Source organism: Pedobacter hiemivivus (assembly GCF_004331685.1).
Lineage (GTDB): Bacteria > Bacteroidota > Bacteroidia > Sphingobacteriales > Sphingobacteriaceae > Pedobacter > Pedobacter hiemivivus.
Window position 1 is genome coordinate 112,175 of sequence record NZ_SJSM01000011.1, and the last position, 25,761, is coordinate 137,935.

Consider the following 25,761-nt stretch of genomic DNA (forward strand, 5'->3'; position numbering starts at 1 on the left):
CTTGTTAGTGCAGAATTATTCATACGGCCAGCACCAGCAGTAAAATCTGACTTCTCTAAAAAAAATATAATGCCTGAAAATTATAGTTTCCAGCATGGAGTAGAGTGCTATACAGACCAGTACTGGAAGGAATTTGATTATATTAAACCGGAACATACCCTGAAAGATCTGGTCGACAAACACGCAGCAGGAAATTGATAAATCATCAACAGAAATTTGTCTGACTCCGGTAAGGATAATTCTTTAATTATACCACATTAGTAGAAATTTCAAGCTTATATCCTTTGCTGCGTATAACAACAATTTTGATATTCGGATCAAGTTCCAATTTTTTTCTAAGTTTTGATATGAACATATCCAGACTACGCCCCACAATAACACCTTCATCTTCCCAGATTTCTTTTTGCAGACGGCTTCTCTCTATAGTCTCGTTAGGAGATAACGCGAAAATGCGCAGTACACGTGTTTCAGTTCCGGTTAAGTCTATTGTTTTTCCGTTTATGATGAGCTTCCGATTTTTCGCATCGAACAACACCGCGCCTAAAGTTAACATGTCCGTATACTGACCATCAGGTAAGGCTCTTCGCGGCTTAACCGATCTCAAAAATATAAAACCAACAAATGCTAATAATGGTAGGCTGCCCAACAGATATCCATTCTTCGCTATATTTATGCCCGTCGGTTTGAATTTAACGTTGATCGTGTAACATGCTCTGGGCTGCTCTCTTCCTATGCATGCTATAATATCATCTTTTTTATTTTTGGATATAGCGTATCCATAGGCTACACTGGAGTTGCCACAGTTTAGAACATTAACAACATAGTCACGTGCGAGGGGGTCTTCGGCCAGCAAACGCCGGGTAGTATTTACAAGGGAGTCCGGTTGAAAAGTAAGATCATTCTGAAACCGGATTTGGTATTCATTTTCTGCGATCTTTTCTATCGGGAGGACCCTTGATGTACTGTCGCCCGACTGTAGGAGCATTTCATGCCCGATCCTGCGGAGCAAAACTTCCCGCCTGGCGATGTCGAAATCGTCATTGTCCGCCATAGTGAAAGCCACGCAGATTACAGAGATAAACGAGAGTAATATCAATCCGAATAGGTACTTGCGTTTCCCGGTAGTGAGATTTCGGCTAACATGCATAATGTCAATTATTTATTTACAAAGTTTACATTTTTATTTACAATCCAAATCTCTCAAGCCGAAAAATATCAAAGTAATTTCGCTGAATCAATTAGATAAGATATGAAAAATAAAAGAAATGTTTTGTACAGCCTGATTATCATGCTGACAGGAGTAATCAATTTTCCCTTACAGGCCCAACAAAAAAATGACGCTCAGGATGCCGTTGAAACCAACGACGTATCCACTTCTCAAGGACCCAAGGGCATCGTTCGTACAATCAAGCAAGATAGAAAGGGCAATATTTGGATTACTTCATGGGAGGGTGTTTTTAAATATGATGGAAAATCTTTCACTAATATTACCAGTAAAGTGAGTTCGGCACGCTTCTTTTCTGTTTTAGAAGATAGAAAAGGAAATTTTTGGTTCGCTTCTATTGGTTCTGGGGTTTATTACTACAATGGGAAATCCTTTCGTAATTTTACAACCAAGGATGGGCTTGCCAATGATCGGGTAACCAATATTTATGAAGATAAAACCGGTAATATTTGGTTTGGTACTGAAGGCGGAGCAAGTCGTTACGATGGGAAATCCTTTCGAAATTTTAAAATGAAAGAAGGACTAGCCCATACTGATGCTGATTCTATCCACGTATCATTTTACCAACAACCGCTTCCAGAAGGTCATTGGATGCATACTGATGTTAATTCTATTATTGAAGACAAAATAGGAAAACTTTGGTTTGGTACAAGAGGCTATGCCTGCGTTTATGATGGAAAGACATTTACCACTATAACCAATAAAGACGGAAAACCTTTTGCGAATGTTCGTTCGATAATCAAAGATAAAAAAGGTAATATTTGGCTGGGGGGCAATGATGGCCTTTGGCACTATGACGGCAGTATATTTACCAATTTTACTCAGAAGTTTGTTGGTTATATCTACGAAGATAAAAAAGGGAACATTTGGACTAGCTCAGAAAGTGCTAATGCCCGGGGTTGGGTGCTTTCCCGCTATGATGCAAAGTCATTGTCCAATATAAAGCCGACTGTAACCGAAATAACAAATAAACCAATGATTTTCGGGATTTTAGAAGATGATAAAGGAAATATGTGGTTTGGCTCTTTTGATGGGGTGCATCGCTATGATGGAAGTACCATTACCAGCTTTAACGGTAAAGAGGTCCAAAAATAATATGTATGGCAACCAGTTGGGTTCACTTCTTAAAAAGCCGTTTTTCAATGAGAAAAGCGGCTTTTTTTGTTTTGAATTATGATATTCCACACTATTTTAATGCGTAGTTAAGGTAACCACCATCCACAATGATCTCTGTTCCTGTGATAAAACTTGCGGCATCAGAAGCCAGGAATAATACGGTTTTTGCAATTTCATCAGGATCACCAATTCGTTGCAGAGCTGTAGCCCCAGCCAAAAATTCTTTTGCTTCTGCAGGTACGGCATTTGATAAACCAGGGGTTAAAATAGGTCCCGGGCTAACAATGTTTACACGAATTTTTCTTCCCGCCAGTTCATTTGCTGCAATCTGGGCAATTTTATTCAATGCTCCTTTGGTTGCAGAATATACGCTGGCTCCTGAATTTGCAGCTGTTGCAACCGTTGACGAAGTGAAAACTACCGCTGCTCCATCTGCCAGGTGTGGAAGTAATTTTTGCAATGTGAAGAAATGTCCCTTGACATTGGTATTGAATTGGGCGTCAAAATTTGCCTCCGTTACTTTTTCTATTGGCTCAAATGTCGCAATTCCAGCATTCAGGAAAAGGACATCTAATTTGTTTCCAGTTTCTGCAACTGCTTTTTCCAGGATCGAAATGTCTTCGAGTTTTGAAGTGTTCGACACTACAGTAAACAATTTCGGGTTGTTTATTTCTGCCGTTGCTTTCTGCAGATTGTCGGCATTTCTACCAGTAATCCAAACGTTTGCACCTGCGCTGATAAATGCTTTTGCTGTTGCCAGGCCTATTCCGGTAGTTCCACCTGTAATAACGACGTTTTTATTTGTAAAGTCCATGATTAGATTTTTAATTATTTATGCTGCAAAGTTAGAATAGGTAAAGTTATTTAGGTTACTTTGTAACGAAAAGTAACAGTAACTTTCGGGTAACAAAGTAACTTATGACAGAAAATGAATGCCAAATAGGGCACAAAAAAGAGATTATGGCCATCCACGATGCGATGGACATTTTGAACGGGAAATGGAAAATCTCCATCATTTCGTCCATTTGCTATTATAACAAAAGAAGATTTTCTGACATTCTGACTGATGTGCAGGGAATATCAAACAAAATGTTGAGTAAAGAATTAAAGGACCTGGAGATCAATAAACTGATCAAGCGAACGGTATTAGATACTCAGCCTATATCTGTTCAATATCAATTAACAGAATATGGCATGACGTTAAAGACTATTATCAACAACCTGGCAGAATGGGGAATAGCGCATCGTAAAGTAATTATTGGTAAATAGAATTAAACCATATAACGATTGATCAAATTGAAAAAAACAGAATTAAAAGAGCGACTGTCCCAATATAGTATAGATATCCTCAATCTCGAAAACTTTCATGATAAACTCGCCCCTGCGATAATGGGGTATGCTGATCTTTTATTTGAGGAATTCGATGTTAATGGTTCGGCTGGAAGAGAACATATTCAAACTCTTAATGGCAATGCAATAGGCACTTTTTGGGCTGCGAATTGTATCAGGGAGATTTTTAGAACCCAACGCTTTTCAAGGGCTCTTTATTCATCTGTATTAGGAGCGATAGGCAAAAATAGAAGACCAATTCATGTTCTATATGCTGGAACCGGGCCATTCGCAGCACTCGCATTACCGATTATGATGATGCTCAAGCCTGAAGACGTACAATTTACATTTCTGGAGATTAACCCTGAAAGTATTGAGATACTAGAACAGGTTATCGACTTATTCGATTTGCATGCTTATGTTAAAAACATTCATCAATGTGATGCTTCGTTATGGGATGTGCCCTCATCTGGGATTGATATTGTAATAAGTGAAACGATGTCTCGGGCTCTGATTGCAGAACCTCAGGTGGCGATCATGCTTAATCTTGCAAGCCAATTGCCTAAAGAAGTTGTCTTTTTACCTGAAGAAATTAAAGTATCACTTTGCAAGCTAACCAGAGGTTCTAGAGAACCGGAAAGAATTGCTGAATTAATCAATTTTAATAAAGAATCGATTTATTCCATTATCGAGAATTCCTCAATGAGAAACTGGAACTTCAACGATCAGAATATTCAAGCCAACCTATCTGAGGGCGACCAGCTCTACTTTATGACGGAGATCAGGATTAATGATGGCAATATTTTAAATTTAAATGATAGCTCACTAAATTTGTTGGAGAAAATAAAGGTCAATAGAAAACAAGGAGTGATAAACTTGAATATTAAATACGCTCTGGATAAAAGGCCTGGTTTTAGGGTAATAGAAAAATAAAGAAGACAATTATTTATATTTATAATATGATAGAAACAAAAGGATATGCAGCGCAAAGCGTAGATACAGATTTAGCTCCATGGGCTTTTGAACGCCGCGAAGTCGGCCCGCATGATGTACAGTTTGATATCTTATTTTGTGGGGTTTGTCACTCAGATCTGCATCAGATTAAAAACGACTGGTTTCCAGGTATATTTCCAATGGTTCCCGGACATGAGATTGTTGGCCGTGTAGTTAAAGTTGGCGACCATGTGAAAAATTTCAAAGTAGGTGATCTTGCCGGTACTGGATGTATGGTAGACTCTTGCCAGGTTTGCGAAAACTGTAAGAAAGACTTGGAACAGTATTGTTTAGAAGGTAATACGGGTACTTATAACAGTTTAGAGAGAGACGGTAAAACACCAACCTATGGCGGTTATTCCAATACCATAGTGGTTAGGGAAGAATTTGTACTGCATGTATCGGACAAACTAAACCTGGCTGCTGTAGCGCCTCTATTGTGTGCCGGTATTACTACTTATTCTCCTTTAAGACATTGGAAAGTTGGTAAGGGGCATAAACTTGCCGTATTAGGTCTTGGTGGATTGGGCCATATGGCTGTTAAATTTGGCGTAGCCTTTGGTGCTGAAGTAACTGTGCTAAGCACCTCACCTAAAAAGGAAGAAGATGCAAAAAAATTGGGCGCCCAGGGTTTTGTAGTTACTACCGATGAAGCACAGGTTAAGGCTGCAATGGGCACATTTGACTTTATCCTGGATACTGTTTCAGCAGAGCATGATTTTAAAATGTATTTATCTTTACTGAAAACCGATGGTACGCTTATTTGTGTGGGTGTTCCATCTAAACCAGCAGAAATCCCTGCTTTTAGTTTATTAGGCGGCAGGAAAAGTGTTGCTGGTTCTGGTATAGGAGGCATTGCTGAAACTCAGGAAATGCTTGATTTTTGTGCAGCGCATAATATTGTTTCTGAGATAGAAATGATTGATATGAAAGATATTCATACTGCTTATGAACGCATGGAAAAAGGCGACGTACGCTACAGGTTTGTAATTGATATGGCAACGTTATAATTTGATTACCGCTTGTTAATCATGTAACCTTTTTTGGTTTGAGCCCAGTTGGGTCCACCAAAAAAGCCGTTTTTCATAAAGAAAAACGGCTTTTTTTCAAATACTTTGTCTGATGTTATAAGTTCTTTACTTTATAAATGGTCAATAATGGCTTTCTGAAAATGAAGCAAGAAAGTTTATTTGTTTGCCTTTGTTGCTTTCATATATGAAATCTTTAAGGCTTTGCCCTGAGTATTTGCTAAAATCGCCGACAATGATAAGCCGCATTTTATAGTTGATAAACTTTTGCAGGATTTCTCCCGCCAGGCGGGTCTTGAGATCAAAAAAATCTGGTGTTACATTCTTTTCAAAAAGTAAAATCCGATCGAAACCTTGATAGTATATGTCAACAATTAGCTGTAGGGTATCCTCAGCATTAACAATCAACAAATCATCACTGATGATCTCTGCGGTTTTAAGCTGCGCTGTCTGGTGGCTGATGATTCTCATGGTTGGCATAAACGAAATTAGAAACTATTTGTTATATAACAAGGTTCCCAAGATATATACTGTTGCTTATGCTTCTTCTATCATCTGCAACAAAAGACATATAGGCATGAAGTTGTAAGCCTTTTATTGCTGTCGGCATTTCTAAAAAATCTGTCTCTTCTGTGATTCTGGCACCAGTAAATTGGTAAAATGATTCTCCTGTTTCTTCGACATAAACCAATACCATTACTCGTGCTCCTCTGTTGTTCCAATTTAATGCGGTGTTGTAAGTCCAGTTAAAACGAACGCCGTTGCCTTCGGCTGTTGCTTCTGGGTTTAAGGGCATCTCAATGATTCCTTGAGTTAAGCGCACTGCTGGGTAATTAATGCTGATGTCTGGATATTCGCCATGGAGTGCATGTAACAGTTGATAGGATTTGGCAGCATTGTTGGGCGAGAAGGGCCGACCTTCAGCTGCTGCTTCAAAACCTATTCGAATGTAATCCGTCATACTGTTGACGAAATTATTCACTACTTCCATTCTCTTTCTTTGAATTTTTTCTCTTGGGGTTGGGGGAGTGGTACGTTTTCTTTTCTTTCCCCTAACATAGGCTACCCCGTATCTTACATAGCCCTCTACTGGACCTGCATTACCCTGAATACCACCCAAAATACCATTGTTAATTCTTGCCATAGTTTTTTGTTTTTTTTTCCTAATGTATGCACTAAGATGCTGATTGTCAATTTGCATGCTTTTAGCCGATTGTACTTTGAGGTAATTTAATTCACGATGTATTAAGGGATGTTACCCGGCTGTTAACCGGACACTACCCGGATCCAGCCAAGTAGTGTCCGGGTAATGTCCGAGTAACGTCCGGGTAATGTCCGGGTAAATAGGGGTTGCAGACTGCCCTTATAGAGTTAACTATAAAGAAACTTTTAGGGTGAAATCCTTTGAATGTAACATCCTGGTTACGGAGCAGAAAGTCTGTTTTTTTTAACAATTGTTAACTATTCTGATTGATGGGGGTGTCATAAAAGCATCGATGTTTGGACGGTCTTTAAATTAGTAAAGGTTATTGATGGGCTGAAACTAATGCGTTATCTTTATGATCTTAGAATTTTGTTATACTATGAAAAGATATCTTTTACTACTTCTATTATTCACGACATTATCGGGATATGCTCAAAACACGATCAACAACTACAAATATGTATTGGTGCCGGAGCAATACAGTTTTTTTAAAGAGGCACACCAGTATGGCCTAAACAACCTAACTAAGATCCTGTTGGAAGAAAAGGGTTTTACGGTTTATTTTGATAATAAGGATTTGCCGACTGAGCTAGCTAATAATAAGTGTAAGGCATTGAATGCCAATGTTACCGAGAAAAAAGGAATGTTTACCACCACACTTAGACTGATATTAAAAGACTGCCAGGGAAATGTGATTTTTAAAGGGAAAGAAGGTAAAAGCAGAGAAAAGGAATTTAATGCTTCTTATAATGAAGCTTTAAGAAACGCCTTTGTTTCTTTAAATGAGCTTCCTTATACTTTTACTGCCGAAGCGGGAAAGGTTGAAAGTGTAAAAGCTGTGGAAGTTGGTGTAGCACCTCCAAATCAACCACCGGTGGTAGCAGCAGCCGTTGAAAGTACCGAACCTTCGGGAACATTATATGCCCAGGCAACAGCAAATGGCTTTCAGCTGATAGATACCACGCCCAAAAAAGTGATGACTCTTTTTAAAACCTCAGTACAGGATTGTTTTATAGCTGACAATGGTCAATCTAAAGGAGTGGTACTGAAAAAAGATGGGAAATGGTTTTTTGAATATTACAATAATGATAAACTGATTTCTGAAGGCTTATTGATTAAGTTTTAGTATTGATCGTATAAATATGGCTTCAGGTTTTTTTGCAATTTTAGATGATATAGCTGCTTTAATGGATGATGTTGCGGTGACAGCTAAAGTGGCGACGAGAAAAACCGCAGGTATTTTGGGTGATGATTTAGCTGTGAATGCAGAAAAAGCTACGGGTTTTCTCTCTTCAAGGGAATTACCAGTGCTTTGGGCAATTACTAAAGGTTCTTTAATTAACAAGCTTATTATTGTTCCTATTGCATTATTATTAAATGTATTTTTTCCTATTGCCATTAAAGTTATCTTGGTTTTAGGGGGATTTTATTTGGCCTATGAGGGGGTCGAAAAGATAGTCGAGTACTTTTTTCATCGCCCAAAAGCAGGTCATCAGGTGATCGCGGAAGTTAAACAGGATGGTAATGATGCCGAAAAAGCAAAGATTAAATCTGCTGTAACAACTGATTTTATTCTGTCTGTAGAGATCGTAATTATTGCATTGGGAACTGTTTTGGAAAAAAGTTTAATGTTACAGATTTTAACTGTTTCCATTGTTGCACTATTGGCGACAATTGGTGTTTATGGCATTGTTGCACTTATTGTAAGAATGGATGATGTTGGCCATAAATTAATTAAACGTTCCAATGATAAGGGTTTATTCGCGGGTATAGGGCTTCTATTGGTTAAATCGCTGCCTGTTATTATTAGGATGCTAAGTGTTGTAGGAACAATTGCTTTGATCTTGGTTTCAGGTGGAATTTTTGTTCACAACATCGAATATTTACACCACCTACTTCCTAATGTAGCTTCGATAATTAAAGAGTTTGCGATTGGAATGGCCGCTGGGTTAATTGCGATAGCAGTTTTAACAGTTGGTAAAAAAATACTCTCCTTATTTAAGCGTGATGTTGCTTAAATAAGGATAAATTTTTATTAAAATATGCCGGAAATATACTGATTGAAACTAATAAGTAGGCTTCCAGATTTTAAATTTATTCTCGTTTGTTCCTCCGATTTCTCGAATAACAAGACATAGGTGATCTTCTCTTTGAGGGAAGTATTTGTCAATAATAAGCTGCGTTTGTTGTATTAACTGACCGAGATGCTGTTCAAAATCTATATTCTTAACGTTTAAGATAACCTGGTTCATTCTGGAAGAGATGGTGCATTCGAAGGTGAATTCTTTTTTGAGCGCTTTTACTACTTTTGATCTCAGTTTTTTCATTGAATTCGGATTATTATTATAGGGTTAATATATCGAACTATTATCAACTTTAACGCTACCTGCTTCGAATAATTGTGTAGGGAAATGTCATTCTTTAATGTTGGTATGCGTATTAGCAATGTTTCCAAAATAGGAAAAATTCACGAGAAGAAATGTAAGTGCTTGATTCATTTCGTGTAACAAATTTGGGGTGATCCCCTAATCGTGAATACCAGTTGTCTTGTGAATAACTTGTATATTCGTATAGTTTAAATCCTTAATCATTTTTACTAAGATTTTCATGTCCCGTAAATTCTTCTTTCTACTTTTCTTTGCCTTTTGCCACCTTTCTTTAAAAGCCAATTTCGTATTCAATGCCAACGCCGCAGAGGCCTATAAAGCAATATTTGATCTGAGATTAAACGATGCTAGAAGGTACATCGCAGAGGAGAAAAGAAGTAACCCACAAAATGGTATCTCGGTTCTTTTGGACAATTACGTTGATTATTTTCATTTGCTGACTTCAGAAAATAAAACAGATTATATCAAGTTTAAAGAGCGACGGGCACAAAGGATAGATGCTTTGGAGGATAATGACGAGCAATCGCCATATTATTTGTTTGCGCAGGCAGAAGTATACCTACAGTGGGGATTGATCAAAGCAAAGTTTGGAGATTATACTGCTTCGACGATGGATTTAAAGAAAGCGCAGAATCTGCTTAAAAAGAACAATGAAAAATTCGGCACCTTTCTCCCTAATCAGAAAAGTATGGGACTGATAGAAGTGGTATTTGGGGCCATTCCATCTAACGTAAAAGGAATAGCAGATTTTTTAGGTGTTAGAGGAAATATTTCGACAGGGATAAAGCGATTGGAGACGTTTAAATCAAATATTAAGGGAACTAAATATAGTTTCTATAATGATGAAGCGATTTTCTTATTATGCTTTATGGATATAGATATCTTACACAGGAGGGACAGCTATACGAAGCTTAATTCTTTTTTAGATGACATGGGTGACAAAAGTTTACTAAAGGCATACCTGCAAGGTTATGTTGCATTTAAAACAGGGAAAAATGATAAAGCGATTTCATATCTGGAGAACATTCCAAAATCGAACCTGTATACGCCAATGCCAACTATCCAGTATTTATTGGGAAATGCCAAATTAAGCAGAATGGATAAAGATGCTCCTGTTTTTCTGACCAATTATTTAAAAGAGTACAATGGCACGAATTACATTAAAGACACTTATTTAAAGCTGGCCTATTATTACCTTTTAAAAGGAGATATGTTAGGGTATACAAATTATCTTAAACTGGTTCGTACGAAGGGATATGCGACTGATGAGAAAGACAAGCAGGCATTGAAGGAAGCAAATGAGGCCAAGCCAGATGTTGATCTTCTAAAAGCCAGGCTTTATTTTGATGGCGGTTATTACAATAAGGCTTTAGAACAAATTAAAGATAAGTCGCAAGATGAGCTGAAGTCCCTACGTGACCAGATAGAACTTTATTATAGGATGGCAAGGATATATGATCGCTTGGATATTTTTGGTCAGGCTGTGTTGAACTACCAGAAAGCAATCAATTTAGGTAAGAAAGAAACATTTTACTTCGCAGCCAATTCTGCTTTATTTTTAGGGATCCTTTATGAGCAGAAAAATGACGATGCTAAAGCTAAGTATTATTACAACCTAACCTTGGGTATGAAAGGTCATGAATATCAGAATAGTATTGATACCCAGGCCAAGGAAGGACTCGCAAGAATTAAGTAGTCGTGTAGGATATAGGCTCTTTAGTAAACCTGATGTTCTTCTCTATAGACGCCCGGTGATGCTGATTTACTTGTTGCTTTAAAGATTCGAAATCAAACGCTTCACCGGTACCACAATCCAGCAGATTGTAATATAGGGATGGCTTGGTGCTTTCAAAATATTCAATCAGATTACTACTCCAGATGAGTTGGCATTTTCCTTTTACTTTTGGAACAATCTGTTTTAAGCCATCCTGAAATTGAATGTGTCTTACCTGACTGCTTTCCAGATTTCCCTGAGGATAGAATAGTAACACGTTACCCGGTTTAGACAGGATTTCAGCGGCATAGTCGAAGCTTTCCTTAATAGAGCGTTTTCCGGGGTCAACAGAGAAACTGCCAAAGTACCTGAGCCATTTGTTTTTCTCCATCTGTTTTTTCAAGGACATGATATAAAGCTGCTTCATTCCATTTTTTTTTCTAAGCGACTTATCACACAAGTGATAGGCAATAAGTCCATCAAGGAAGCTAAAATGATTACACATCAGGAGGTAGGAGTGGTCTGGTTTGATGTCAATATTCCTAAGAATAATCTTGTTGAAACGTCTTTTAAAGAGCCAGCCAATGATCTTAGTTCCACACTTAAAAAAAAATGGACTTAAGGGTTTTGCTTTAATAATCATAATAGGGAAGCTACTAATTGATTTACAAAATTCTGATTGATCATTTCATGACTTTCATCTAATATCAACACCTTCCCAAGTTTGTATTTGGCAAAGAATGCCTTTCCAATAGTAGGCAAATACATTTTATCATACTTGCCAAATATAAATATACTTTTGATCTTGTGTGTCGTCAATGATTTAATCAGTTGCGCTTCATTAGTCTCCAAAAGGCGTAGATAGGTGAAACAGGCATATAAAGCAAACCTTAGCTCATAGGTAACTACTTCCTGATGAAGAATATCGCGGCTTTTAGGATCAATAAGTCTAATTCGTGTACAAAAATTAATGATATTAATCATTGCCTTTTCACTGAGCATTAGCTTTTCCAGGATCATATTACCAGCTTTGGTTTTCCCAAAAAATCGGACTAGTAGACCGGGATTTATGGAAGATGGTGCGGCTACGATATATTCTTTGACCATTGCCGGCAGTTCCTCAACAATTGTTGTCGCATAGTGGGAGCCCATTGAATATCCGATCACCGAAAAGGATTCAATTCCTTCCTGCTTACAGAAGGCACTGATCATTGCAGCAAGTTCCTTTTTTTGCAACCCTTTTTTTATGGTAGCCAGGCTCTGGTCTTTCAGTTGAGTTTCTTTATGGAAAAAGAGATCAAAACTCCAGAAAGTATACTGATGCCCAAGTTGATTGGCTATCAGTTTAAACTGTCGTCCATGCATTCCAAGTCCATGAAAGCACAGCATATGTTGTGTTCCGGAACCAAACTTATAGAAGTGCAGTTTTACGAATGGATTTTCAAAGTAATTTTCAGTCATATCAGCTCAGCAATTGCCATGGCATAATCTCCATCAAGTGAAAACGGTGAACTAACTCAAAAAAGATTTTTTAGTTGTCGAGTAGCGTTTTTTGTGTAATGATTACACTATGAATCTTTACATACAGATACATAGGGCGCGATTATGGCCAAATATGCTTATTTTTTTTGAAGATTTATATTTCCTCATAAAATAAACTAAAAGCCTTATCTAAGTTAAAATGGTATTTGTTAAATTTATATTTAAATCCCAATAGAATCTATAAAACCAAAAAGAGCAAGAGAAGTTTAAAAAATAAAAAATAACTATGTTAAGCAAATTCTGTAAATACAACAATTGGGCAAATTCATTTTTATTAGATGCGCTAATTGCCAATTCTAGCTCACTTACCGAATCATGTATTTCGCTGTTCAGTCACATTGTAAATGCGCAAACAATATGGGTTTCTAGAATTAATGGTATCACACCAAGTGTAAGTGTTTGGCAAGTAAACGATTTAGAAACTTGTAAAGTGCTGCTTGAGGAAAGTGCAAATGCATTATCACAAATAGAATACCCGGAGGTAGCAGAGTTACCGATTATAAAGTACAAGACTACAACTGGTGATTATTATGAAACATCAGTTGCTGATATTTTGCTGCATGTCTTTAATCATGGCACTTATCACCGTGCGCAGATCGCTAAAGAAATGAAATTACACAATATTAAACCTGTTAATACAGATTATATCCAGTTTGTGAGGTTAAAATCATGAGCTCCTATTTTGAGGAGTAGTAAGAAAAATTTAACAGTTATTCATTTTTCCGAATTGCTTTGAAAGTTCCATTCGGTTGAATAAAATAAATGGCTTCAGCTTTTCCCTCAGCATTGAGTTCAAACCTCACACTAAAGCCTTTCATGGTCTTTAAATCAAAGTTGTGATTTCCTAAAGCAATCGTTTCATACTCTGGTTGTCCCGGTAAATAAACATAGAGTACCTTTTCTCTAACCGACACCTTGACTTGTGTAGTTACGAGCGTGTAATCTCCAACATATTGTTCAAGTGTTTTAGCATCCAAATAAACCACTTTAGGTTTCAAGGAAAAAATTGCAGGCTTCATGCCAGGCTCAATTGAAGCGGATAGGTTTTCTATTTTGCCATCTACATTTGTGCTGAAATTAAGTTTTAAGCTGTTTTCGGATGTATCTGTCTTTCCATACTTATCAATCAATTTCCAATCAAAAGTATCATAATGATAATGCTTTAACCAAACGTTACGCTTCCCCACTTTTGCTAGCAAGGAATCATTTTTTAAAGAAATATCTACCAGGCCATATGCCGGATTGGTAAATGCACCAGTGTATTCTGTTAATGGATGTGACGGTTTGGTATTTAGAACTTGCATTAAATCTGTCTCTTTTTTAGTTGTATTGATTTCCTTAGCCTTTAATTTCGCTTTAATCACCTTTCCGTTCCAATCAATAGGTTTTAATTTAAATAACTTATCAACGATGCTATTCAATACAATTGTTGGAACCTGAGATGTATTTTGATTCGTTAGCACAACAACGCCGAGCTTATCGGTTGGGAAAAAGGAGACACTAGCGCTAAAGCCATCTATGTTTCCACCGTGCTCTACCTTATAATGCCCTCTATATGAGCTGATGATCCAGCCTAAACCGTAATTGGCCATATAAATGTCCTTCTCTGTTGTAGGCAAGCCACTACCAATAACCATCTGGGAACTTGCTGCTTCAGTAATATATGCAGGTGACAGAATCTCTTTGCCTTTATAATTACCTTTAGCTATCCATAGCTTTATCCAATTGGCCATGTCGTCAGCACTACTGTTAATAGCCCCGGCCGGCCCCATACCACTTATATCATAGTAATCCATTTTTTTAATCTGATTATCTTCCAGCTTATAGGGCAGGGAAGCAATGGAATCATTCTGAAATTCAACTATTGAAGTATTTGAACGTTTCATTTCCAACGGTACAAAAAAACGATCTTTTATGTTCTGTTCCCAGGTTTTACCAGTTAACTTTTCTGCAATCATACCTTGCGCCAAATACATGAAATTATTGTATTGCCACTTTTCCCGCAGTCCAACATTAGGTTCCATATACTGCACTCTACGGATCATGCTATCGCGACTACTGGTATTAAAGAGATACCAGGATAAATCATAACGAGATAAACCTGTACGGTGTGTCATCATATCACGTATAGTAATCTGGTTATTCATATTTTCGTTAAAAAAACGCAACTGTGGAAGATAAGATGCTGCATTGCCATCAAGAGACAGCTTTCCTTCTTTTTGCAACATTCCCAGTAATGCAGCCGTAAATGCTTTGGAACTTGAACCTATTGCAAAAAGTGTATTTGACGTGACAGGTTTTTTGTTCTCTAAATCCCTATAACCAAATCCCTTACTATAAATAACCGAATCTCCGTCCACTACAGCCACAGAAAAGCCTGCAATTTGTTGATCTTTTAAAACTTTATTTAATAAAGAATCGATTCCCGCTAAACGAGTATCTGTTGATTTAATCTGTTCCTGTGCAATAGTCTCTAGACTAATGCATGATAATAGGAATAAGGTAAGGATGTATTTCATAGTCTGAACGTTAGAAATAAGAAAATTTATTTTTTCTCCCTAATATAAATATACGATATTTCCAGATAATATTAATTGGCACATCGGGAATATCCGATATTATCATGATGGCGTCATCTCTTCTTTCTAAATAGGGATATCGGAAAAAGTCGATATATATTTGTGCTATGAATTCGAAACAGTTAGAAATATTTAAGGCACTTTCCAATAAGACGAGGTTGGAGATCTTGCAGTGGTTAAAAGATCCTGAAGCAAGCTTTCCAGCGCAAGTTCATGCGGGCTTCGAAGTTGGGGTTTGTGTAGGGGAGATCCAAAGAAAAGCAGGACTTACCCAATCTACTGTTTCCGAATACTTATCTATTCTTCAACGTGCTGGCCTGGTAGAATCTACCAGGGTAGGGCAATGGACCTATTACAAACGTAACGAGGTAGCTTTTGAGGAGTTGAGTAAAATTATCCAATCTGATATTTAAACAAAATAATAAATATGAATACTGACAACTTATTCAGACCCTTTAGTCTGAAATCATTGAATATAAAAAACAGAATTGTAATGGCTCCTATGACGCGGTCATTCTCACCAAATGGAATACCTACTTCGGATGTGGCCGCTTATTATCAGAAAAGAGCGGAAGGTGAAGTTGGCTTGATTCTTTCTGAAGGAACAGTGATTGATCGTGTTGCTTCTTCTAACGATGCTAATGTTCCTCATTTTCATGGAACAGCGGCACTGTCGGGTTGGGAGAACGTAATTAAAAGCGTTCATGCAGCAGGAGGTAAGATGGGGCCTCAGATCTGGCATATGGGAATTATGGATAACCACCATTCTGGATGGCTACCATCTGAGCCATTTGAAGGTCCTTCAGGCATAAATAGACCGGGCTTTAACAATGGAAATACCATGACCGAAAGCGACATTTCTGAAGCAATTTCGGCCTATGGCCGTGCAGCAGCAGATGCGAAACGTTTGGGATTTGATACTGTTGAGATTCATGGTGCCCATGGTTACCTGATCGATCAGTTCTTCTGGGAAGGCACAAATTTACGTACAGACGGTTATGGTGGTAAAACCTTACCAGAACGTAGTCATTTTGCCATTGAAGTGATCAAGGAAGTACGGAGACAAGTAGGGGAAGATTTTGCCATCATCCTTCGTTTGTCACAATGGAAACCTGCCGATTATACCAACCAAATGGCAAAAACACCCGAAGAACTGGAAGCATGGTTAAACCCTATGGCTGATGCAGGTGTCGATATTTTCCATTGTTCGCAACGTCGTTTCTGGGAACCAGAGTTTGAGGGTTCTGATCTGAATTTTGCTGGATGGGCAAAAAAGGTAACTGGAAAGGCAACGATTACCGTAGGTTCTGTAGGCTTGAACGGTGAATTTTTAGCTGCTTTTGCGGGTGAAAGCTCTGAGCCAAGTTCTTTAGAAGAATTGATGCGTCGTATGGATAGAGGCGATTTTGACCTTGTTGCTGTTGGAAGACCATTGCTATCGGATCCAAATTGGGTAAGGAAAATCAGAGAAGGAAATACCGGAGCGTTAAAAGGCTTTACAAAAGCAGCACTTAGCGAGCTGGTTTTAGATTAATCTATACTTTTTTGAAATAGATAAGGGCCTGGTCATAAGAAATTATGATCAGGCCTTTTTATTTTATCTATTGATCGTCTAGTGTTTTTAGAAAAGAGATGATATCATAGATCTCTTTTTTGCTAAGGTTCAGTGGGCTCGGAGATAGTATTTCTCTATTGGCAATGATTAATTCATCAGAATCGTTCTTCTTCATATCCTTAACTAAAAGACAGTATTATTTGGAGGTAAGCAAAGGGTAATTAGTGTAGGAAGGAAGGTGTTTTCCCTTTGTAAGTTTCTAAAGCAAACATAATAATGGGGAATCTGAGTAAATGCAGGTATAAATCGTAAAGTGTTTTTTAATTTTTGATTAGAATTAACACTATATTTAGGTTTAGCTAACATATAGCAAATAGTTTTGTGCCGTGATGTTAAACTATATCCAAAATATAAAAGAGGGGGATCATATATCTTTTGAAATAGTTTTTAAACTATGTCACAAAAAGGTGTATGCTTATCTTTTGAAAAAGACGGCTTCTGAAGATCTTGCTCAGGAACTAACTCAGCTTGCTTTTATAAAGTTGTGGAATTTTAAACATACGCTATCGGAAGCGCATGAGTTTGATCATCAATTGTTCCGAATAGCAAAGACCACACTGCTTGACTATTTTAAAAAGCTGGCAAATGATGAGCGGAATCTTAAACTTTACTATAACAGGATTTCTGAAGAGGCTGCTGACCAGAATCAAAATTTTGAAACCAATCAGCAATTGGAAGTCGCTTTAAGTCTGCTACCGCCTACACGTAAAAAAGTTTTCATTTTAAATCGCTTACAAGGGTATTCCTATAAAGAAATCTCCGAACAGCTTTCTATTTCTCCCAGAACGGTAGAAAAGCACATTTCGCTGGCCACCAAGCAGCTTAATGGTTATGCTTATCTTCCAGTGTTTATCCTTCTTTTTAAATTTCTCCGTTAATTAAAAAATATTTTTTGCCCGTTACGGGTTTGTGTCTAATTCAATCGTATTAGTAGTATGAGTGTATCTGATCAGTTGTTGGATAAATATTTTAAAGGACAATGTAGCCCCGAAGAAAAGCTGCAGGTGCTAGACTATTTGGATAATGTTGATGAGCTGCCAGCGCATTTATTAAGTAAAGATGAATGGGACCAAATGGATGAGGCTACAATAGATGAGCTAAAAACTGAGGAGATGCTTAATGCGATAAAAAGGCAGACTATAACTAAAGTTTATCGCTTAAAATGGATAAAAGTTCTAGCAACCGCGGCAGTTGTTCTGGCGATACTGGCAGTTGGTCTTTTAAATTTAAACAGAACTGGCTCCAATATAGAACTGGCCAAAAACAAGATCTTAAGCATTGATAAAACAAACCCGATAAACTGGAAGTCAGTAACAAATTATACAGAACACAACCAGTTATTTACCCTGCCAGATAGTTCTGTTGTTAAAATATATCCGGGAGCAGAATTGACATATGCTATTCCATTTGGGAAAAATAAGCGAGAAGTGTATCTAAACGGCAAAAGCTTTTTTGAGGTTACAAAGGACAAGAAACATCCATTTGTGGTGTATGCTAAAGGAATTTCTACAACTGCCTTGGGAACATCTTTTACCATTACAGCTTTAGAGAAGAGCAAGTTTATAAAGGTACAGCTGCATACAGGTAAGGTTTGGGTGAAAAACCTGGATTCAATGCATCAAATTTTAGCATTTAGTAAGATTCTGTTACCTGGAAAAGAATTGGTATACAATAGCTTAATCAATAAAGTGAAAGTCTCCGACTTTAAGACGCTATCGATCAAGACGGAAAACGCCATGAAGGAACTAAATTTTACCCAAGCGCCTTTAGTTGATGTTTTTGCTAAGCTCGAAAAACAATATAAAGTTAAGATTATTTACGACCAGGCTGATTTAGCTGAGATGTCATTTACGGGAAGTTTAAAATTAACGCAATCGATAGATACCATACTAGAAGAAGTTGCCGAATTGAATAAACTAAATCAAATTAAAACGACTGAAGGTTACCTGATTAGAAAGTAAATCCAGAACCATATTAAAATAAAATAACCTGCGAATAAAGGCGGGAAGGGGTCCTTTTGCAAAAAAAACAATCAAATTAAATAGATTATGCTTAGAAAACTTACTACACATTTGTTCTTTTGTCTACTGATGTTATCAGTCTCGGCAAAGACCTGGGCTCAAACATCAGAGATCACAGGAATTGTAAAAGATGAAGCTGGCCAACCATTACTTGGGGCCTCCATACTTTTACTCAATACAAAAACCAACGAAAAGAAAGGGATAATGGTGAACGGAGAAGGCAAATTTTCAATAAAGGGCCTTTCTGCAAATGTACCCTACAGTATCAGTGCTTCATTCATTGGGTATGTTACAAAAACCATTGATAATTATGTGCTTAAAGCCGGTGAACAGGCAACTCTGCTAATTCAGCTCAACCCAGCTTCAACTACCTTAACAGATGTGGTTGTTGTAGGATATGGGAGTCAGAAAAAGAAGGATGTAACCACTTCCATCGCCAGCATCAAAGCTGCCGATCTGGAGAACCAACCCATTAGCAATGCGGCCGAGGCTATGGTTGGAAAAATGGCTGGTGTCCAGGTTTCACAGGGATCAGGAGCTCCTGGCGGTGCATTGTCCATCAAAGTTCGCGGGGTAGGTACCATAACTGCAGGTTCAAATCCATTGTATGTTATTGATGGTGTGCCCATTTCAAATGACAACATCAATACGCTAAATACAAACGATATTGCATCTATTGAGGTTTTAAAGGATGCATCATCTGCGGCAATTTATGGTTCAAGAGGTTCTAATGGAGTGGTACTGATTACCACAAAGCAAGGCCAGAATGGCGTATCAACTATCAGTGTCAACAGCTATACCGGTTGGCAGTCACTAGCGCATAAAATCGATATGATGGATGCTTACCAGTATGCGCAAATGGTTCTGGATTCAAGGAACAATTCTTATACCGATGCGATGGAGTCTATAAATAGGAAGAATGTCGCTCTCGGACAACCTGTAGTTGGTTTTAGTGTAAACGATAATAACGGTGTCCGACTGTTCAATACAGCCAACAATACCAATACGGTGATGCCACTAGAGGTTTTGCCATATCTGCAAGGGCAGCAGGGCTTAACCAATACCGACTGGCAGGATCAGATCTTTAGAACAGCCCCAATACAAAACCATTCCATTTCTGCAGCAGGTGGAAGTGAGTTGTTAAAATACTACGCCTCTATGGAATATTTTAATCAGGATGGGATTATTTTAAACAGTGGTTTTAAACGTTATAGTGGCAGGTTAAACCTGGAAGGAAAGAAAGGAGTTTTCAAATATGGTGTTAATTTCAGTCCTTCGGTCATTAATGAAAAAAGAGTAAACGCCAATGGTGCTTATAATTCCAATGGCGGAGGTATTGTTGCATCAGCATTACATTATTCGCCAATTTTCCCTGTGTACAATGCTGATGGTAGCTATAATTTTGCCCAAAATTCCTGGAGTCCTGGTACCATTACCACATTGCCAAACAACACAACTGCAAGTGGAAACGGAGAAACGCAGGCCTGGAATCCGGTAGCATTGGCGATGTTGCAAAAAGATGATGTGGCTGCTACGAGAATGACCGGTAGTGCTTTTGTAGAAGCGGAAGTACTAAAAAATTTAAAGTACAAAATTCAGTTGGGGATTGACCTGTTTAACAGTTCAGAGGATATTTTCAGACCATCTATTCTCCCCCAATCCAATACCGCAGGAAATCCATTGTCGGAGGCAACAGGCTCTTCCCGGACTATAAAAGAAACCAATTGGTTGTTAGAGCAAACCTTAAATTATGCTAAAACGATTGGCGACCATAATATCAATGCTTTAATTGGCTGGTCTACCCAAAAAGATGATTTAAGTGGTAACTATGCTTTTGCTTCTAAAGGATTTATCAGTGACCAGATAGAATTTATAAAGGCAGGTATTGTAACCAATGGAACGGGTACAAAAACACAATGGGCTTTGGCTTCAGGTATTGCCAGGTTGCAGTATGGCTATAAAGGAAAGTATTTATTTACCGGTTCGATAAGAGCGGATGGTTCTTCAAAATTTGGAAAAAATAACAAATGGGGATATTTCCCATCTGCCTCTCTTGGTTGGAGATTGTCGGAAGAAGAATTTTTAAAGCAGTCAGAATCAATTTCTGATCTGAAGTTGAGGGCTAGTTATGGTTTAACCGGTAATTTTAATATCCCTAATTATGCAGCACTGGGTACGATGAACAATTATGGATACGTGTTTGGCGGCACAACTCCAGGTGTTATTAATGGTGTAGCGCCAATAGCTCGACCAAATGATAATCTACAATGGGAAAAAACGGCACAGTTAAATCTTGGATTTGATGCCGCTTTTTTCAAAAATCAACTTACTTTATCTGTTGATGTTTACAATAGTAACACCAACAACCTGCTACTGGATGTACCGGTGCCGATCTCTACCGGTTTTGCTACCGAATTGAAAAACATTGGGAAGGTTAACAATAAAGGGATCGATATTAATTTAGGTACACAACAGCAATTTGGTGGAGTTAAATGGACGGCAAGTGGTAACTTTTCTAAAAACAAAAACAAGGTTGTAGAGTTAGGCCCAGGCAATGCAGATATCATTAAAACAGGCTCTGTAGCCAATGCGTACTTTATCACAAGAGTGGGCGAGCCTATTGGTTCTTACTATTTGCCAGTAGTTTTAGGTGTGTTTAAAAATCAGGCTGAAGTAAATGCTTATCCTCATTACACTGATACTCAGGGAAACTATGACTTGAATACTTCTAAACCAGGTGACTTTAAATTTAAGGATGTTGATGGTGATGGGATTATTGATTTAACAAAAGACCGTGAGCTAGTAGGTAATTACCTTCCTAAGTTTACCTATGGCTTTGCCACTTCAGCAGAGTATAAAGGCATAGATCTAGGTGTATCCATGCAGGGTGTTTATGGAAATCAGATCCTTAATCTTTCCCGCAGATATTTTGCTAATAAGGAAGGAAACATGAATAATATGGTGAGCTCATTGGACCGCTGGATTTCGGAAAGTAATCCGGGCAGTGGTCAGGATGTAAGGGCCAATCGTGCGGCTAAAGGGAGCAATGGCACCACATCTACCTGGCATATTGAAGACGGATCTTATTTACGCATTCGTAACATTTCTTTGGGCTATACGCTACCGGTGGGACTGATTAAGAAAATATCCTTAACTAAAGTCAGAGTATATGTGTCTATGCAAAATCCTTTTACCTTCACCAACTACACAGGATACAATCCGGAGGTTACCAATCGTTCAGATGCCACTACAAATGGAGAAGATTATGGGGTATATCCAACAGCTAAAACAACATCAATAGGCATTAACATCACTTTATAAAATTAGAAAGATGAAAACATATATCATATCAATCCTTATTTGTGGCTTAATGATAACCGCCACATCCTGCAAAAAGTTTCTGGACTTAAAGCCGCTTGATTCCTATACTGAAGACACGTTTTATAATGACGAAAAAGGATTACAAGGAGGTTTGATCAGTTGCTATGATGCTTTACAAACAGACAGTCTTTATGGCAATCACTTGTTAACTTTAGGCGAACTTAGAGGGGATAACCTGATCGATAATGATCCCGGCTCAGGAGCAGGTGTCCGCAATCAGATTGAAGTATTTTCCGAAACTTCTGCCAATAATATCCTTACAGGAGCCTGGATTGGAAATTACAGAGCTGTATACCGATGCAATATCATTTTAGATCGGGCACCTAAAATAAGCATGAGTGAGACCATTAAAAATCAGATCATAGGACAAGCGAAATTTATAAGGGCATTAAGTTATTTTAATTTAACCCGTCTTTGGGGCAATGTTCCCTTGGTATTAAAAGTTCAAAGCACGGAGGAAGCGAGACAAAATTCTCGTGCTACAGCTGCACAGGTTTACCAGCAGGTAATTGATGATTTAACTGATGCTGCGGTAAAACTCCCAACATCCTGGCCAGATGCCCAGCGGGGAAGGGCAACTAGTTATGCCGCGACCGGCTTATTGGGCAAGGTTTACATTTATCAGAAAAAGTTTGATCTGGCTGTTCCTGCTTTAAAAACTGTTGTGACAGCTATTTACGCCAAAACCATACTGGATACAGTTCCACAGGCTAAAACTTTCCCTAATAACCTTAAAACAAGCAAGGATGTTATTTTTGCAGTTCAATATCTACTAGGTGGGGTAAAAGAGTTTGTTAATCAGGATAACCGCTATAGAAATAACAACAATACCAACATCATTAATATTCCGCAATCCCTATTTGAAGCCAGTGACAACCGTAAGGCCTTGGTTGCTATAACAGGAACAGGTGGTAGGCCAGGGAAATTTAACGCTCCGCAAGTAAACAATGAAACCAGTGGTGATTTTCCGGTTCTCCGTTGTGCTGAGGTTTTATTGATGTACGCTGAAGCACTCAATGAAACTGCTTATGGAAATGCGGAGGCTTTTAAGGCACTTAATGCGGTTCGTGAAGTTGCAAAAGCGTCTTTAAAAACTCCGGCTATGCTTACCTCGCAGGCCGAGTTCCGGACCGCTGTATATTTGGAAAGACGATTGGAGCTGGCTTTGGAAGCTGATCGCTGGTTTGACATTGTGAGAACAAATCAAATGACTGCGATTTTCCCTGGTATCCCGACTTTCAGGAGTATTTATCCGGTTCCGCAGGTAGAAATTGACAATATTAATAATAAAAATGGCTGGCAAAATACGGGTTATAATTAACCCTGTTTACCAATTTTGGCCGGTACCTTGAGGTACCGGCCTTTTATTTTTAATATTTTTGAATGGATTATAAAACACTTTATATGAGATCTTTTTTCTTTTTGATTTGCTGCTGGTTCTGCACCATAAATGTATGGGCACAAAGTGAGGGGCCAAATAGGCAGTATGTGCTCCAAAGCACCCATAACGCTGTGCAGTATAAAAACTACTATCTGCTTACACTATTACAACAAGATCAGGCTGTAAAAAAGCTTGTTCAAAATGATCCTGTGATGAGTGATTTATTTAAAGCGCGGGAAGCAAAAATAACAGATGCACTTAAAAGTTGTCAGAATAATACTGCCTGTTTTACCGCTGCTTTTAAGTTTTCTAAAGATGAAATTTCCGCTGTTTGTGGCCGTTTAAGCTTTCTTTTTAAAGAGAATAATGCATTAGGAGCGATGGTAAAGAGTCAGGTCATTCCTTCAGGCTGCTATAACATGTATAGCAATTTGAAACCAGTAGATATGCTGCTTAAAGCATGGGAACAGGATGCTAAGGCAATTAACTTTGCCATTGGGGTATATGTGGAGGGATCAAAACCCAACTACCCGAAAATAGATTCGATAGGGTTTAATGTGAAAGATAAAAGCTACCCTGAGCTGGTTACTACGAATGCCTTATTGAGTTTGAATACCAAAAATAAACTGTTTTTTGAGCCTTCAATGCAGTTTGCTTTGGTTGCTCTGGAAATTAACGAGCGGAATGATGCAGCAGATTATGAGCCCATGATGAGCACTGTAAACAAATCAAGCCTTTTGGCCATCAAAAAGACAAACTTTGGCACCTATAAATATAGCTTGATATTGGTGCCCGGTGAAGGGCCTGAAGAACATGATACTGAATTAAGTGCCGGTGGGATGTTGCGCTGTCGCCTAGCTGTAGAACAGTACCAGAATGGAGTAGCACCTTTTATTATGGTTTCTGGTGGTAGGGTGCATCCTTATAAAACCAAATACAGTGAGGCTCATGAAATGAAAAAGTTTTTAATACAAAGGCTACAGATTCCCGAAAGTGCAATTATTATGGAACCTCATGCTAGGCATACAACCACAAATATGCGTAATGCGGCCAGAATCATGTTCCGGTATGGTATACCTATGGATAAGAAAGCGCTTACCGTAACGGTTAAGTCACAAAGTATGTATATCAGCGATGTTATGCCTAAACGTTGTATTAAAGAGCTTGGCTATGAACCCTATCGGATGGGAAATCGTTTATCAGATACCATGCTTGAATTTTATCCAAATGTAATGTCCTTACAAATTGATTATGATGAACCTATGGATCCATAGTTCAAATAATCAAACAATTGTAGCAATGGAGTTGTAGTTATATATTTAGAGAACTAAAGCCCTCTTACTATGGAACAGAATTGGCCAATACTTTCTTATGAAAAGGGAAAGTCTACCTATGAAACTGTGCAACTGTGGTCGCAGATTGTTGGAAAAATAAAACTTGAAGTTCTTCCCTGGGTAAATCATTCCTGGCATATTGCACTGCAGATTACTGCTACTGGCTTAACCACAGGGTCGATGCGGTATAATGATCAAAACTTTCAGATAGATTTTGATTTTACTGTACATCAGTTAAAAATTATAACCAGCAACGGGGAAACCCGACAATTTGATTTACATGGAATTTCTGTTGCTGGTTTTTATAAGAAAATTTTCGAAGTGCTAACAGATTTGAAAATCGATGTAACGATCAAACCTATTCCCGTAGAACTGGCTGATCCTATACCTTTCGAACAGGATAAGATTCATGCTAGCTATGAGGACGAGCAGATTATCGCTTTTCATAAGGCTTTGTTAAATATGCAGGATGTTTTTATGAAATTCAGGGCTGAATTTAGAGGGAAATGTAGCCCTATTCACTTTTTTTGGGGGAGTTTTGACTTAGCACTATCTTTTTTTTCTGGTCGCACAGCGCCGAAGCATCCAGGGGGAGTACCCGGTATGCCTAATTGGGTTGCAGAAGATGCATATTGTAGAGAGGTAAGTAGTTCAGGCTTTTGGACGGGTGGAGGGGGGGTGAATGAAGCCGCTTTTTATTGTTATTTATACCCCGAGCCTGAGGGTTACAAGAACGCAAAAGTTAAACCCGACGAAGCCTATTATCACCAAACATTAGGTGAGTTTATTTTGCCTTATTCAGCTGTACAATCCGCAGAAAAGCCAAGTGATAAATTAATTGAATTCTTACACAGTACTTATAATATTGGCGCCAATTTGGCGAAATGGGATAGAGCATCGCTGGAATATTAA

26 protein-coding genes are annotated in these 25,761 nt (G+C 38.2%); 17 read left to right on the plus strand and 9 right to left on the minus strand.

All coding sequences use genetic code 11. The annotated features are described in order from the left end of the window. Nucleotides 1-69: 69 nt before the first annotated feature. Nucleotides 70-198: a hypothetical protein gene (locus tag EZ444_RS27770; RefSeq protein ID WP_262711265.1), complete on the plus strand. Its 129-nt coding sequence runs from the start codon at nucleotides 70-72 to the stop codon at nucleotides 196-198. 49 nt (nucleotides 199-247) lie between these two features. On the opposite strand, the gene EZ444_RS17100 is transcribed toward EZ444_RS27770, so the two are convergent. Continuing rightward, entirely contained in the window at nucleotides 248-1,147 is a 900-nt protein-coding gene (locus EZ444_RS17100; RefSeq protein WP_131610366.1) for a winged helix-turn-helix domain-containing protein, read from the minus strand. A 102-nt stretch (nucleotides 1,148-1,249) separates the two neighbouring features. On the opposite strand from EZ444_RS17100, the gene EZ444_RS17105 reads away from it, so the two are divergent. Further along, nucleotides 1,250-2,320, plus strand: a complete 1,071-nt coding sequence (locus tag EZ444_RS17105) for a ligand-binding sensor domain-containing protein (RefSeq protein ID WP_131610367.1) — start codon at nucleotides 1,250-1,252, stop codon at nucleotides 2,318-2,320. A 91-nt stretch (nucleotides 2,321-2,411) separates the two neighbouring features. Here EZ444_RS17105 and EZ444_RS17110 read toward each other — a convergent pair whose 3' ends face one another. Beyond that, on the minus strand, nucleotides 2,412-3,155 hold the full coding sequence (locus EZ444_RS17110; RefSeq protein ID WP_131610368.1) for an SDR family oxidoreductase: 744 nt from the start codon (nucleotides 3,153-3,155) through the stop codon (nucleotides 2,412-2,414). A 104-nt stretch (nucleotides 3,156-3,259) separates the two neighbouring features. On the opposite strand from EZ444_RS17110, the gene EZ444_RS17115 reads away from it, so the two are divergent. The 3 genes from EZ444_RS17115 to EZ444_RS17125 are packed head-to-tail and all read left to right on the plus strand — an operon-like array spanning nucleotide 3,260 to nucleotide 5,673. Further along, entirely contained in the window at nucleotides 3,260-3,610 is a 351-nt protein-coding gene (locus tag EZ444_RS17115; RefSeq protein ID WP_131610369.1) for a winged helix-turn-helix transcriptional regulator, read from the plus strand. 27 nt (nucleotides 3,611-3,637) lie between these two features. Beyond that, entirely contained in the window at nucleotides 3,638-4,603 is a 966-nt protein-coding gene (locus EZ444_RS17120) for an SAM-dependent methyltransferase (RefSeq protein ID WP_131610370.1), read from the plus strand. A gap of 26 nt (nucleotides 4,604-4,629) precedes the next feature. Further along, nucleotides 4,630-5,673: an NAD(P)-dependent alcohol dehydrogenase gene (locus EZ444_RS17125; protein ID WP_131610371.1), complete on the plus strand. Its 1,044-nt coding sequence runs from the start codon at nucleotides 4,630-4,632 to the stop codon at nucleotides 5,671-5,673. Nucleotides 5,674-5,814: 141 nt separating this feature from the next. Here the strand turns inward: EZ444_RS17125 and EZ444_RS17130 are convergent, their stop codons facing one another. Both EZ444_RS17130 and EZ444_RS17135 read right to left on the minus strand, forming a co-directional pair. Next, nucleotides 5,815-6,162, minus strand: coding sequence for a DUF4180 domain-containing protein (locus EZ444_RS17130; protein WP_131610372.1), 348 nt, complete (start codon nucleotides 6,160-6,162; stop codon nucleotides 5,815-5,817). A gap of 31 nt (nucleotides 6,163-6,193) precedes the next feature. Next, nucleotides 6,194-6,835 (minus strand): DUF6266 family protein, encoded by a 642-nt coding sequence (locus tag EZ444_RS17135; protein WP_131610373.1) that lies wholly within the window; start codon nucleotides 6,833-6,835, stop codon nucleotides 6,194-6,196. 439 nt (nucleotides 6,836-7,274) lie between these two features. Between EZ444_RS17135 and EZ444_RS17140 the strand changes: the two genes are divergently transcribed. Next, entirely contained in the window at nucleotides 7,275-8,021 is a 747-nt protein-coding gene (locus tag EZ444_RS17140) for a hypothetical protein (protein ID WP_131610374.1), read from the plus strand. 16 nt (nucleotides 8,022-8,037) lie between these two features. Continuing rightward, a complete protein-coding gene (locus EZ444_RS17145; RefSeq protein ID WP_131610375.1) occupies nucleotides 8,038-8,913 on the plus strand; it encodes a DUF808 domain-containing protein in 876 nt (291 codons plus the stop codon). A gap of 48 nt (nucleotides 8,914-8,961) precedes the next feature. Here EZ444_RS17145 and EZ444_RS17150 read toward each other — a convergent pair whose 3' ends face one another. Then, nucleotides 8,962-9,222, minus strand: coding sequence for a hypothetical protein (locus EZ444_RS17150; RefSeq protein WP_131610376.1), 261 nt, complete (start codon nucleotides 9,220-9,222; stop codon nucleotides 8,962-8,964). 280 nt (nucleotides 9,223-9,502) lie between these two features. On the opposite strand from EZ444_RS17150, the gene EZ444_RS17155 reads away from it, so the two are divergent. Next, nucleotides 9,503-10,978 carry a tetratricopeptide repeat protein gene (locus tag EZ444_RS17155; protein WP_131610377.1) on the plus strand — a complete coding sequence of 492 codons (1,476 nt, stop codon included), beginning with the start codon at nucleotides 9,503-9,505 and terminating at the stop codon, nucleotides 10,976-10,978. On the opposite strand, the gene EZ444_RS17160 is transcribed toward EZ444_RS17155, so the two are convergent. Beyond that, nucleotides 10,971-11,639, minus strand: coding sequence for a 1-acyl-sn-glycerol-3-phosphate acyltransferase (locus EZ444_RS17160; protein WP_131610378.1), 669 nt, complete (start codon nucleotides 11,637-11,639; stop codon nucleotides 10,971-10,973). The genes EZ444_RS17155 and EZ444_RS17160 overlap by 8 nt on opposite strands. Beyond that, complete coding sequence (locus EZ444_RS17165) at nucleotides 11,636-12,457, minus strand: alpha/beta hydrolase (protein ID WP_131610379.1); 822 nt, start codon at nucleotides 12,455-12,457, stop codon at nucleotides 11,636-11,638. The genes EZ444_RS17160 and EZ444_RS17165 overlap by 4 nt, the downstream gene beginning before the upstream one ends. Before the next feature lie 307 nt (nucleotides 12,458-12,764). Here EZ444_RS17165 and EZ444_RS17170 point away from each other — a divergent pair, with 307 nt between their 5' ends. Further along, the gene (locus EZ444_RS17170; protein ID WP_131610380.1) at nucleotides 12,765-13,211 is read left to right on the plus strand and encodes a DinB family protein; all 447 of its coding nucleotides are present in this window, start codon (nucleotides 12,765-12,767) and stop codon (nucleotides 13,209-13,211) included. Between the two features lie 37 nt (nucleotides 13,212-13,248). On the opposite strand, the gene EZ444_RS17175 is transcribed toward EZ444_RS17170, so the two are convergent. Continuing rightward, on the minus strand, nucleotides 13,249-15,057 hold the full coding sequence (locus EZ444_RS17175) for a serine hydrolase (protein ID WP_131610381.1): 1,809 nt from the start codon (nucleotides 15,055-15,057) through the stop codon (nucleotides 13,249-13,251). A 167-nt stretch (nucleotides 15,058-15,224) separates the two neighbouring features. Between EZ444_RS17175 and EZ444_RS17180 the strand changes: the two genes are divergently transcribed. Together EZ444_RS17180 and EZ444_RS17185 are read left to right on the plus strand one after the other, a co-directional pair. Further along, entirely contained in the window at nucleotides 15,225-15,530 is a 306-nt protein-coding gene (locus tag EZ444_RS17180) for an ArsR/SmtB family transcription factor (protein ID WP_131610382.1), read from the plus strand. A 14-nt stretch (nucleotides 15,531-15,544) separates the two neighbouring features. Continuing rightward, nucleotides 15,545-16,651, plus strand: a complete 1,107-nt coding sequence (locus tag EZ444_RS17185) for an NADH:flavin oxidoreductase (protein ID WP_131610383.1) — start codon at nucleotides 15,545-15,547, stop codon at nucleotides 16,649-16,651. 67 nt (nucleotides 16,652-16,718) lie between these two features. On the opposite strand, the gene EZ444_RS27775 is transcribed toward EZ444_RS17185, so the two are convergent. After that, nucleotides 16,719-16,847, minus strand: coding sequence for a hypothetical protein (locus EZ444_RS27775; RefSeq protein ID WP_262711267.1), 129 nt, complete (start codon nucleotides 16,845-16,847; stop codon nucleotides 16,719-16,721). A 214-nt stretch (nucleotides 16,848-17,061) separates the two neighbouring features. Here EZ444_RS27775 and EZ444_RS17190 point away from each other — a divergent pair, with 214 nt between their 5' ends. From EZ444_RS17190 to EZ444_RS17215, 6 genes are all read left to right on the plus strand, one after another. Then, complete coding sequence (locus EZ444_RS17190; protein ID WP_131610384.1) at nucleotides 17,062-17,610, plus strand: RNA polymerase sigma factor; 549 nt, start codon at nucleotides 17,062-17,064, stop codon at nucleotides 17,608-17,610. A gap of 57 nt (nucleotides 17,611-17,667) precedes the next feature. Continuing rightward, the gene (locus EZ444_RS17195) at nucleotides 17,668-18,693 is read left to right on the plus strand and encodes a FecR family protein (RefSeq protein ID WP_131610385.1); all 1,026 of its coding nucleotides are present in this window, start codon (nucleotides 17,668-17,670) and stop codon (nucleotides 18,691-18,693) included. 87 nt (nucleotides 18,694-18,780) lie between these two features. Continuing rightward, complete coding sequence (locus tag EZ444_RS17200) at nucleotides 18,781-22,074, plus strand: SusC/RagA family TonB-linked outer membrane protein (protein WP_131610386.1); 3,294 nt, start codon at nucleotides 18,781-18,783, stop codon at nucleotides 22,072-22,074. 10 nt (nucleotides 22,075-22,084) lie between these two features. Then, nucleotides 22,085-23,455 (plus strand): RagB/SusD family nutrient uptake outer membrane protein, encoded by a 1,371-nt coding sequence (locus EZ444_RS17205; RefSeq protein WP_131610387.1) that lies wholly within the window; start codon nucleotides 22,085-22,087, stop codon nucleotides 23,453-23,455. An 83-nt stretch (nucleotides 23,456-23,538) separates the two neighbouring features. Beyond that, nucleotides 23,539-24,789 carry a YdcF family protein gene (locus EZ444_RS17210; RefSeq protein WP_131610388.1) on the plus strand — a complete coding sequence of 417 codons (1,251 nt, stop codon included), beginning with the start codon at nucleotides 23,539-23,541 and terminating at the stop codon, nucleotides 24,787-24,789. A gap of 69 nt (nucleotides 24,790-24,858) precedes the next feature. Beyond that, nucleotides 24,859-25,761, plus strand: coding sequence for a DUF5996 family protein (locus tag EZ444_RS17215; protein ID WP_131610389.1), 903 nt, complete (start codon nucleotides 24,859-24,861; stop codon nucleotides 25,759-25,761).

Excerpts from the sequence above, each read along its gene's own strand:
- EZ444_RS27770 (WP_262711265.1), top strand. The coding sequence starts at position 70 with ATGCCTGAAAATTATAGTTTCCAGCATGGAGTAGAGTGCTATACAGAC.
- EZ444_RS17100 (WP_131610366.1), bottom strand. The coding sequence starts at position 1,147 with ATGCATGTTAGCCGAAATCTCACTACCGGGAAACGCAAGTACCTATTC.
- EZ444_RS17105 (WP_131610367.1), top strand. The coding sequence starts at position 1,250 with ATGAAAAATAAAAGAAATGTTTTGTACAGCCTGATTATCATGCTGACA.
- EZ444_RS17110 (WP_131610368.1), bottom strand. The coding sequence starts at position 3,155 with ATGGACTTTACAAATAAAAACGTCGTTATTACAGGTGGAACTACCGGA.
- EZ444_RS17115 (WP_131610369.1), top strand. The coding sequence starts at position 3,260 with ATGACAGAAAATGAATGCCAAATAGGGCACAAAAAAGAGATTATGGCC.
- EZ444_RS17125 (WP_131610371.1), top strand. The coding sequence starts at position 4,630 with ATGATAGAAACAAAAGGATATGCAGCGCAAAGCGTAGATACAGATTTA.
- EZ444_RS17130 (WP_131610372.1), bottom strand. The coding sequence starts at position 6,162 with ATGAGAATCATCAGCCACCAGACAGCGCAGCTTAAAACCGCAGAGATC.
- EZ444_RS17135 (WP_131610373.1), bottom strand. The coding sequence starts at position 6,835 with ATGGCAAGAATTAACAATGGTATTTTGGGTGGTATTCAGGGTAATGCA.
- EZ444_RS17140 (WP_131610374.1), top strand. The coding sequence starts at position 7,275 with ATGAAAAGATATCTTTTACTACTTCTATTATTCACGACATTATCGGGA.
- EZ444_RS17145 (WP_131610375.1), top strand. The coding sequence starts at position 8,038 with ATGGCTTCAGGTTTTTTTGCAATTTTAGATGATATAGCTGCTTTAATG.
- EZ444_RS17150 (WP_131610376.1), bottom strand. The coding sequence starts at position 9,222 with ATGAAAAAACTGAGATCAAAAGTAGTAAAAGCGCTCAAAAAAGAATTC.
- EZ444_RS17155 (WP_131610377.1), top strand. The coding sequence starts at position 9,503 with ATGTCCCGTAAATTCTTCTTTCTACTTTTCTTTGCCTTTTGCCACCTT.
- EZ444_RS17160 (WP_131610378.1), bottom strand. The coding sequence starts at position 11,639 with ATGATTATTAAAGCAAAACCCTTAAGTCCATTTTTTTTTAAGTGTGGA.
- EZ444_RS17165 (WP_131610379.1), bottom strand. The coding sequence starts at position 12,457 with ATGACTGAAAATTACTTTGAAAATCCATTCGTAAAACTGCACTTCTAT.
- EZ444_RS17170 (WP_131610380.1), top strand. The coding sequence starts at position 12,765 with ATGTTAAGCAAATTCTGTAAATACAACAATTGGGCAAATTCATTTTTA.
- EZ444_RS17175 (WP_131610381.1), bottom strand. The coding sequence starts at position 15,057 with ATGAAATACATCCTTACCTTATTCCTATTATCATGCATTAGTCTAGAG.
- EZ444_RS17180 (WP_131610382.1), top strand. The coding sequence starts at position 15,225 with ATGAATTCGAAACAGTTAGAAATATTTAAGGCACTTTCCAATAAGACG.
- EZ444_RS17185 (WP_131610383.1), top strand. The coding sequence starts at position 15,545 with ATGAATACTGACAACTTATTCAGACCCTTTAGTCTGAAATCATTGAAT.
- EZ444_RS27775 (WP_262711267.1), bottom strand. The coding sequence starts at position 16,847 with ATGAAGAAGAACGATTCTGATGAATTAATCATTGCCAATAGAGAAATA.
- EZ444_RS17190 (WP_131610384.1), top strand. The coding sequence starts at position 17,062 with ATGTTAAACTATATCCAAAATATAAAAGAGGGGGATCATATATCTTTT.
- EZ444_RS17195 (WP_131610385.1), top strand. The coding sequence starts at position 17,668 with ATGAGTGTATCTGATCAGTTGTTGGATAAATATTTTAAAGGACAATGT.
- EZ444_RS17200 (WP_131610386.1), top strand. The coding sequence starts at position 18,781 with ATGCTTAGAAAACTTACTACACATTTGTTCTTTTGTCTACTGATGTTA.
- EZ444_RS17205 (WP_131610387.1), top strand. The coding sequence starts at position 22,085 with ATGAAAACATATATCATATCAATCCTTATTTGTGGCTTAATGATAACC.
- EZ444_RS17210 (WP_131610388.1), top strand. The coding sequence starts at position 23,539 with ATGAGATCTTTTTTCTTTTTGATTTGCTGCTGGTTCTGCACCATAAAT.
- EZ444_RS17215 (WP_131610389.1), top strand. The coding sequence starts at position 24,859 with ATGGAACAGAATTGGCCAATACTTTCTTATGAAAAGGGAAAGTCTACC.